The organism is Luteimonas kalidii (assembly GCF_029887935.1).
Lineage (GTDB): Bacteria > Pseudomonadota > Gammaproteobacteria > Xanthomonadales > Xanthomonadaceae > Luteimonas > Luteimonas kalidii.
The window spans coordinates 133,301-141,389 of sequence record NZ_JARXRO010000001.1 but is presented as its reverse complement, the minus strand read 5'-3'; the positions used below and the strand labels follow the sequence as shown (position 1 = coordinate 141,389).

Below are 8,089 nucleotides of genomic sequence, written 5' to 3'. Positions count from 1 at the left end.
GCCGCGACACACAGCGCCGTAGCCCGGGTAAGGCAACGCCGCACCCGGGGCGTTGGCCGGGCGGCCTGCCATCCGACCCTGCGCGTCCCTGACGCGGGAGACGACGCGGGGTCTGGGATGCGGGGATCCCCGGATGCGCCCTACGGGCTTATCCGGGCTACGTGGCTACGTGACTACGTGCCGCCGCGGATCAACGTTGCGGTGTTCTGCGCGCTGGTGATTTCGGCGTGGCTGTCGCGGCCGGGGGCGATGGCGGGCTGAGCCGGCTCCAGCCGACCGGCGTCGCGACGCGCAGCTCCGCGAGCAGCGCGCGCGGCGCCACGCCGGCGATGGCGTTGAACTCGGCGATCAGATGGGCCTGGTCGTAGTAACCCGCATCGGCCGCGATCGCGGCCCATGAGGGCAACGCGGCCGACTGCGCGGCACGCAACGCGCGCGCGAACCGCTCCAGCCGCGCGACCGCCTTCGGCGACAGGCCGAGCGTGTCGTGGAATTCCCGCCGCAGCTGGCGTTCGCTGATGCCCGTGGCGCGCGCGGCGTCGGCGACGCCTTCCATCTGCATGCGCTCGATGGCGAACGCGAGCCGGGGCGACGCGACGCGCGCGTCCCGTGAGGTCCGCGCGCGTTCGACGACTGCCGCCTGGAGCAGGGCGGCCGCCTCGTCGGCATCGGCCGCGTCCGCGAGACGCTCACGCAACCGCGTGCCGGCTTCCGCGCCCCACAGATCCTCGATCGCGACCACCCGTCCGGTCAGTGCCGCCGGCGCCGCGCCTGCGACCGCACGCTGCATGCCCGGCTCAAGCCGCAGCAGGATCGCGCGATGCCCCGCGCCCACGCGCTTGCGCCGCACCGTCTGCTGCGCCCCGAGCAGGTGCACGTCGACGCCCCCGGGCACCGTGGGACCGAAGCGCGCGACCAGCTGCGTGCAGTGCGACGGCGTGGCGATGCGCGCCAGCGCCTGCGGGCTGTCGTCCACCAGCAGCGCGGAGACCAGGTGCGCCGCGTCGTCGCGGACCGGCATGTGGACACTGTGCATGGCGTGGATCTGGGGCCGGCCTGCCTGGTGGACAAGCGCGATGGCCGTTTTCTCCAATGCACGCGCCTTCGCATCCGCCACGATGGCGCCCATGGACATCCTCATCACCGGCGCAACGGGAAAGGTGGGCAGCCGGCTCGCCATTCGACTCAAAGACCGCGGACAGACCGTCCGTGCCCTGGTGCGCGACCCCGCGCGCGCCGCCACCCTCGAAGCCGCGGGGGTCACGCTCGCGCGTGGCGACCTGCTGGTGCCCGACACGCTCGCGGCCGCCGTCCGCGGCGTCGATGCGGTCGTGCACTGCGCGGCGTTCTTCCGCGGCGCGACGCCCGAACAGGCGCATGCGGTCAACGACGTCGGTACCCGCCGGCTCGCGGAGGCCGCGCACGATGCGGGCGTCGCGCGTTTCGTGTTCACCAGTACCGGGCTCTGCTACGGCCCCACCGGCGGCCGGCCGGCAACGGAGGACGACGCTTCCGCACCGGTCGATGCCTATCCGCTGAGCAAGCTCGCCGCGGAGCGCATGCTGCTGGCCACCGACGGACTGGACGTGCGCATCCTGCGCCTGCCCTTCGTCTACGGCGACGGCGATCCGCACATCGCCGACGTGGTGCCCATGCTGCGCGCCTTTCCGCCCGGCATGCGCATGTCGATCGGCCATCATGCCGACGTCGCCCAGGCGGTGATGCGCGTGCTGGAAGCGCCTTCGCCGGCGCATCGCCTCTACAACGTCGCCGACGACGAGGCGCCGGACCTGGCCACGCTGTTCGCATCGGTCGGCGCGCCGCCACCCGACGGCTCGGACGCCGCGCGCGCGGCCGCGTTCGAGGTGGTGATGGACACACGCCGGATTCGCGAGGACCTCGGCTTCGCGCCGCAGTATCCGCGGCTGGCGGATGCGGTGGCGGTGGGGGCGATGTAGCCGCCTGCTCCCTCGATGCCGCTTGCAGCACCCGTAGCCCGGGTCAGGCAACGCCGCACCCGGGGCCTTGACCGGCGCAGGGCGTCCGATGCGGGCGCGGGCAACGCCTTCCCGGATGCGCCCTGCGGGCTTATCCGGGCTACGCAGGCTGTTGTAGGGTAGGCATCTCATCGGGAGGGACCCTGGATGCGTTCACTAGGGATGGTGGGTCTGCTGGCGGTGGCGGCGTGCGCGGCGGCGGGTGGCGGCCGCGAGGACGCGGGTACCGCGCACGGAGACGCGGATTCGCGCCAGTCGGCGCCTTGGATGACGCAAGCGCCGACGACATCGGCGCCCCAAGGGGCCTTTTCCGGTGCCTGGCAGGCATGTGCAGGTGCGTCGTCGCCGGAGGAGTGCAGTCGCTACCTGCTGGTGCAGCGGGGTGACCGCATCTGTGGAACCTGGTCCTACGTCGCGTCCGGCCAGGCCTATGAGGGCAGGGTCGTGGCTCGCGCCATGTCCGCGACGCGAGCGCGACGCACGCATGTGTGCGGCCGCCCGGGGTCCGAGACCGATACAGAGTGCGTGGATAGCTGGCAGCGCATCGACAGGCCGCTGTTGCTGTGCGACGGCAAGCTCGGCGAAATCGTCGGCGTGGACGGCGCGTGTATCGCCGACTATCGCCCGACGCCCGCCTTGCAGGACGCGCTCGCTGCGTTGCAGGCAGCGCCGTGGATGGGCGGGTGCCTGTCGAACAGCCCGTAGCGGGCGACTCGCGGGGCTGCAATCGATCGAAACCGAGAGATGCGTCGCGAGTTGTCAGCGCCATGGCGACAGCAGTACGCTGGTTGCACGGCCGGAACTCGGCCGGAAGCCAGGGAGGGCACATGGGCAGTCGCGTCTTGCCGGATTGGTCGAGGAACGGACTTCGGGTTTCCGGAACCACTGTTGGCTCGTTGCGCGCGGAGCGCGATGCGTGTGGCTGCCTGGGCCCGAAGCGCCCGCGAGCAGGTGGTGAATCCGCCAAGTACAGAAGCGGCACCCTGCGCGCAGTCGTGTGCATCGCGCTCGCACTCTCGTCCGCCGCGTGCACAGGAGGCAGCATGGAAGGAAGCTATCCGCAGGCTGCGGTGCAGCCGGTGACCGTGGAACGGGACGGGGGCGAAGCCGTGATCACGTTCACCGTGCCACTCGAGAGCGCCTACTACGTGGCCGGGGTGAGCTATCGCCGGGAAGGGACGGATCTGCGGGTCGCGATCGACCGCTGCGCGATCCGCACCGAATGCGCCACCATGGCGAAGGCCAGCCGCCCGCTCGGCGATGGCCGTCGCACGCAGGTGCGCGTGCCGTTCGAAAGCGGCCGGATCCTGCTGGTGCACGCTGACGGCGAGCAGCAGATCCATCCCTGACCCGAATGGCATGGCGGCGTTCAGGAGGGACAATGCGATGAACGACACGGTGGTGCTGGGGATCCACAGCCATGTGTATCCCGGCACGCGAGGCTCGGTCGACCGTTCCTCGACGGCCATGCGTGGATCAGCGTGACCAGAGATGGCCGCACGGAGACCTACGGGCTCTGGCCCGACGCTCATCCCGATGTGGCCGACAATGGCGCCGGCTCCGACATCCGCAGGAACCTGGAGGCGGGGCAACGGGCAATGGCGAACCGGTATTTCGAGCTGGATGACGCGCAGGCAAAGCGGCTCGAAGCGGCGCTGCGGGAGAACGTCGAATGGCGCTATACGAACACGTGCGCGTCGTGGGCGAGGGACACGGTGCATGCCGTGACCGGCCGGCATCTGGATGCAGACGATGTGCTCGGGTTCCAGACGCCTCGCGAGCTGGTCGACAGCATCCTCGAGCTGGAGCACCGGCAGCCCACCGCGCCCCACGCGCCTCTGCCCGTGCAGGACGAACCACGTTCAATCGACTCACTGTCGACCGCTTCGCTCCCGCGGGAGGCGCGGCAGATGCTCGCCGGCCTGCTCGATGACCCGCAGCGGCGTCAGGCATGGCACGAGCGCGTCGACAGCCACCGGCAGGCACTCGACGCGGCAAATCGGAACGAGGTCGATGCGGCCAGGCTCGGATCGATCGCCGCGGAACGATGAATCCGGCGGGAGGGCGCTGTAAATCCGCGCAGTCCGCGCCGCACTCACGACATCGCCGGCATCGTCCTCGTTCCATCGGGCTGCACCGATATGGCGCGGCCAGCATCACCGCCGGCGCACTGCGCTTCCGGAGCGCCAGTCGATGCCCCATCAGACACCCGTCGACCGGTACGCCGCCCCTCAGTTTCCTCCCGCAACGCCATCCTTCTGGAACCAGTGGTCGGCATACGGGTTGTCGTTGTAGGGCGCGACCTCGCGGTAGCCGTTGCGCAGGTAGAGGGCGCGGGCTTCGGACAGGCTGCGGTTGGTGTCCAGGCGCAGGGTGTCCAGGCCCATCGCGGCGGCGTGCGCTTCCAGGGTGGCCAGCAGCCGCTGCGCCAGACCCAGGCCGCGCGCATCGGGCGCGATCCACATGCGCTTGATCTCGCCCTCGCCGGGCGCCGTCACCTTCAGGCCGCCGCAACCGATGGCGCGGCCGTCCAGGCGCGCGAGCACGAACACCCCGGCGGGCGGCACCAGTTCGCCGGGCTCGGCCGAGACGCTGCGCGCCGGGTCGAACCCGTGCGCGAAACGCGCCTGCAGTTCCTGCACGTAGGCGGCGATGCACGCTTGGGCCTCGGGGCTGGCGGGATCCGCCACCTCCGTCGTCACGTCGGACGCGCGTAGCAGCCGCTCGACTTCGGTCATCGCCTTGACCAGCCGCTCGCGCTGCGACGTGCCCAGCGGATCGAGCAGCCGCGTGGCCAGTGCGCGCGAGCCGCGATCGAGCGCGGCGAATTCTGTGCGGCCCTTGCGGGTCAGCCGCGCCCGCCGCACACGGGCGTCGTCCGAGCCGCGCCGCACCTCGACCAGGCCCTGCGCTTCCAGCGCGCGCAGCAGGCGGCTCAGGTAGCCCGAATCCAGCGCCAGGCGCGCCCGCAGGCTGCGCACGTCGGCGCCATCGGACCCGATCTCGAACAGCAGCCGCGATTCGGCGAGCGAGCGGCCGCGCCGCAGGTAGTCGTCGCTCAGCGCGCCGATGCGCCGGGTGACCTCCCGGTTGAAGCGGCGGACGCGTTCGATCGTGTCCTCGTTCATTGCCTGACTTTAGTCAGGTAAATGTCCGAAATCAAGCGCTGGTGTGGTGACGTGGGGGTTTGACGGCCGGCTCTCCGTCCATCCGCGCATCCGCACTGCCCACCGACCCACCGCAACCCCGATAGACGCGCAGTGGATCTCCCGCATCTCCCACCCTGTCAGACCGCACCGTAGAGTCGCGGATGCGCCACGAAGCGGACCCGCGTTCGCTGGGCCGCGCCTCGCTCCTTCACGCCCGGTGCCCCAGGCTGGACGCGCGCGGACGTCGACCCCCCGGAAGACGTGAGCGCCCTTTTCGGGGCGCTCCATGGGTGCGGTTGTCCGGGACCTTGGGACGCGGTCAGGGTTGCGGCTGCTCGCCGTCGCGGGCCTTGTCCTGCTTCCGCGCGTTCCAGGCGTCGTACTCACTGCGGGACAACGTGCCGTCGCCTCCGGCGTCGATGTCCGCGAACTTCTCCTGCAACTCCGGATGCGCCGCCAGATCGTCGCGTGTCACCCGTCCGTCGCCCCGGGTGTCGAGTTCGGCGTAACTCGTCTGTACCTTCATCCGGTGCTCGGAACCATCCGTCGCTCCGGTGGCGTCGTGCCGGGTCGGCGGCATCGCCGCCTCTTCGTTGGGCGGCGGCTGGGTCACGGGGGTCTGGCTGGTGGGTGGCGTGGTGTCCTGCGCGAGCGCGGTGCCGAACGCCATGGCCGTGGCCAACGCGGTCAGGGCAAGCGTGCCTGTCGTCTTCATGGGTGCTCCTCCCAGGCTGTAAAACGAGTGGAAAATGGGCGACGGCCAAGCAGCCCGGCGCCGGCCCAGCACACCACGGGCGGTCTTTGCCGGGCGTGGTGACGCCAAACGTTCGCCATCACGCCCGCGTTACGAATCCACTGTCGTGCGCTTGTGCCGGCAGCTTCGCGGCAAGGGGCGACGCAGCCACGGGAATGATCGCGTTTCGCAGTCGCGGCCGCCGCCTTGTGATCGCCCGTGTCCACCCGCGGACCCAGCGCCCGCACTCGTGGATGACGCGGGACGCGCACCTACATCCCGTGCGCCCAGGCCGGCAGCACGCCGAAGGCGCCGAGCGCCATCCACACCGCCATTGCGATCATCATCAGGTTCTCGGTCAGCGACACGAAGCCGAGCGGCACGTTGCTCGACCCGCCCACGCAGGCGCACTTCAGTTCGCGGCGGTCGACATACACCGCCTTGAACACCGACACCGCGCCCACGGTGCCGATGAACAGCGCGACCGGGACCGACAGCCAGGTCAGCACGCCGGCGATCATCAGGATGCCCGCCAGCCCCTCGGCGAACGGATAGACGTAGGCATACGGCACCCAGCGCTTGGCGAGCAGGTCGTAGTTGAGGAACATCGTCGAGAAGGACTCGACGTCCTGCAGCTTGAGCAGCGCCAGCACGGCCATGCTGAAGGCGATGAACCATTCGCCGGCGCGGACGGTGAACGGCGTGCCGTAGACCGCAATGCTGGCGGCGAGCGCCATGAGCAGGGTCATGCCGAACAGCGCGGCCACGGGTCGGTAGCTGGTCGCTTTGGGATCCGCCACTGGCTTGCCGAGATGGCGGCGCAGGTCGTCGTAACCGCCGATCCGTTCGCCATCGATGAAGACCTGCGGAGTGGTCTCCACGTCGTGCTCGGCCTTGAAGGCATCCGTTTCCGCGCGCGTGGTCAGCCAGTGGTCTTCGACGGCGAACCCCTGGCTGCGCAGCAGGTGCCGGGCCTTCAGGCCGTAGGGGCAGACATGCTGGTCCATCACCATGCGATACAGGGTTGCGCGCGTGCGCTGTGTCTGGAGCTGGGCGTTCATGCGGTCCTCCCGTGAGGCGCTTGTTCCAGGTCGGCGAGCATCCTAAGCTCCGTACCATGGTACGGAGTCAAGCCATGGGTCTGTCGGTCAAGCAGTACGCGGAAGCAGGTGGTGTCGGCGTCGAGACGATCCGTTTCTACCAGCGCAAGGGGCTGCTCGAGACGCCGGGAAAAGCGGAGGGCATCCGCCGCTACGGCGAGGCGGATATTCGCCGTCTACGGTTCATCCGCATGGCACAGCGGGCGGGGTTCACGCTCGAAGAAATCAGGGAACTGCTGGCGCTCGACTCCGGGCAGGACCGGCAGCGGGCGCGCGAACTGGCCGAAGCGAGGATCGCCAGGCTGGACGCGCAGATCGCGGAAATGGAGCGTGCGCGGGACTACCTGCGGACGCTCGCCCGCCAATGCAGCGCGAAGGCATCCGGGCCCTGCCCGATCCTGGCGTCGTTCGACGGGTAGGCCGCGCCTTCGGACCGCCTGCTCCACGCGGCGCGTACCAGTTGCCGCACCTGGTGCGTCTCAGCTGCCCAGATAGAAGTCGATCGGGATCAGCTCGACCGCCCAGCCCCCTTCCTCGCCCAGCGTGGCGGCCGGATGCATGGAGGCCAGGCGCACCGCCTCGTCGTGGTTCTCGGCCTCGATGACGAACAGGCCGCCCACCAGTTCCTTGGACTCGGTGTAGGGGCCATCGCTGACCTGCACCTTGCCCGCGCGCGGCCGCAGCGTCGTCCATGCGTCCGGCTCGCCGAGCGACGCGGACACCAGCACCTTGCCGGTGGCGCGCATCTTCTCGTCCAGCGCGGGGCACTGGCTGACCAGGGCATCAACGGCGTCCGGCGCCATCGCGGCGAATTTTTCGGGGCTGTAGTAGGCGAGGCCCAGGTACTTCATGAGAGATCTCCAGCATGGTGTCGTGCGGACGACGAAGTGGGTTGATGGATATCGACACGGCCCTGACGCTTGCACTTGCACCTTCGCCGTACCCGCGGCCATGGACCAGCACCGTCGCGTACTGCGTCATGACGGGACGGCGAGCTTGGATCAGCGACAGCGATCGCGCCACCACGGGCAGGCGCGTGCCCGGCAGCGCCACCAGCTGCGCGGCCAACCGGCGCCGGAAATCGCGATGGCGCAGCACCGCGAACATCGT

At 70.1% G+C, this 8,089-nt stretch carries 11 protein-coding genes; 5 read left to right on the top strand and 6 right to left on the bottom strand.

Going from position 1 to position 8,089, the window contains the following annotated elements; all coding sequences use genetic code 11:
- Nucleotides 1-190: 190 nt before the first annotated feature.
- Nucleotides 191-1,036 carry a helix-turn-helix domain-containing protein gene (locus tag QFW81_RS00550; protein WP_280576597.1) on the bottom strand — a complete coding sequence of 282 codons (846 nt, stop codon included), beginning with the start codon at nucleotides 1,034-1,036 and terminating at the stop codon, nucleotides 191-193.
- Between the two features lie 91 nt (nucleotides 1,037-1,127).
- Between QFW81_RS00550 and QFW81_RS00545 the strand changes: the two genes are divergently transcribed.
- From QFW81_RS00545 to QFW81_RS00530, 4 genes are all read left to right on the top strand, one after another.
- Nucleotides 1,128-1,958 (top strand): NAD-dependent epimerase/dehydratase family protein, encoded by an 831-nt coding sequence (locus QFW81_RS00545; protein ID WP_280576596.1) that lies wholly within the window; start codon nucleotides 1,128-1,130, stop codon nucleotides 1,956-1,958.
- Between the two features lie 564 nt (nucleotides 1,959-2,522).
- Nucleotides 2,523-2,702: a hypothetical protein gene (locus tag QFW81_RS00540; RefSeq protein WP_280576595.1), complete on the top strand. Its 180-nt coding sequence runs from the start codon at nucleotides 2,523-2,525 to the stop codon at nucleotides 2,700-2,702.
- Between the two features lie 338 nt (nucleotides 2,703-3,040).
- Nucleotides 3,041-3,346 carry a hypothetical protein gene (locus QFW81_RS00535; protein WP_280576594.1) on the top strand — a complete coding sequence of 102 codons (306 nt, stop codon included), beginning with the start codon at nucleotides 3,041-3,043 and terminating at the stop codon, nucleotides 3,344-3,346.
- Nucleotides 3,347-3,478: 132 nt separating this feature from the next.
- Nucleotides 3,479-4,048, top strand: coding sequence for a hypothetical protein (locus QFW81_RS00530; protein WP_280576593.1), 570 nt, complete (start codon nucleotides 3,479-3,481; stop codon nucleotides 4,046-4,048).
- A 180-nt stretch (nucleotides 4,049-4,228) separates the two neighbouring features.
- Here QFW81_RS00530 and QFW81_RS00525 read toward each other — a convergent pair whose 3' ends face one another.
- From QFW81_RS00525 to QFW81_RS00515, 3 genes are all read right to left on the bottom strand, one after another.
- Entirely contained in the window at nucleotides 4,229-5,125 is an 897-nt protein-coding gene (locus QFW81_RS00525) for a bifunctional helix-turn-helix transcriptional regulator/GNAT family N-acetyltransferase (protein WP_280576592.1), read from the bottom strand.
- 340 nt (nucleotides 5,126-5,465) lie between these two features.
- Nucleotides 5,466-5,861: an EF-hand domain-containing protein gene (locus QFW81_RS00520; RefSeq protein WP_280576591.1), complete on the bottom strand. Its 396-nt coding sequence runs from the start codon at nucleotides 5,859-5,861 to the stop codon at nucleotides 5,466-5,468.
- Between the two features lie 290 nt (nucleotides 5,862-6,151).
- On the bottom strand, nucleotides 6,152-6,940 hold the full coding sequence (locus tag QFW81_RS00515; protein WP_280576590.1) for a glutaredoxin family protein: 789 nt from the start codon (nucleotides 6,938-6,940) through the stop codon (nucleotides 6,152-6,154).
- Between the two features lie 74 nt (nucleotides 6,941-7,014).
- On the opposite strand from QFW81_RS00515, the gene QFW81_RS00510 reads away from it, so the two are divergent.
- The gene (locus tag QFW81_RS00510) at nucleotides 7,015-7,398 is read left to right on the top strand and encodes a MerR family DNA-binding protein (RefSeq protein WP_280576589.1); all 384 of its coding nucleotides are present in this window, start codon (nucleotides 7,015-7,017) and stop codon (nucleotides 7,396-7,398) included.
- A gap of 60 nt (nucleotides 7,399-7,458) precedes the next feature.
- Here the strand turns inward: QFW81_RS00510 and QFW81_RS00505 are convergent, their stop codons facing one another.
- Both QFW81_RS00505 and QFW81_RS00500 read right to left on the bottom strand, forming a co-directional pair.
- On the bottom strand, nucleotides 7,459-7,830 hold the full coding sequence (locus QFW81_RS00505) for a YciI family protein (RefSeq protein WP_280576588.1): 372 nt from the start codon (nucleotides 7,828-7,830) through the stop codon (nucleotides 7,459-7,461).
- The gene (locus QFW81_RS00500; RefSeq protein WP_280576587.1) at nucleotides 7,763-8,086 is read right to left on the bottom strand and encodes a hypothetical protein; all 324 of its coding nucleotides are present in this window, start codon (nucleotides 8,084-8,086) and stop codon (nucleotides 7,763-7,765) included. Before QFW81_RS00500 ends, QFW81_RS00505 begins: the two co-directional genes overlap by 68 nt.
- Nucleotides 8,087-8,089: the final 3 nt, after the last annotated feature.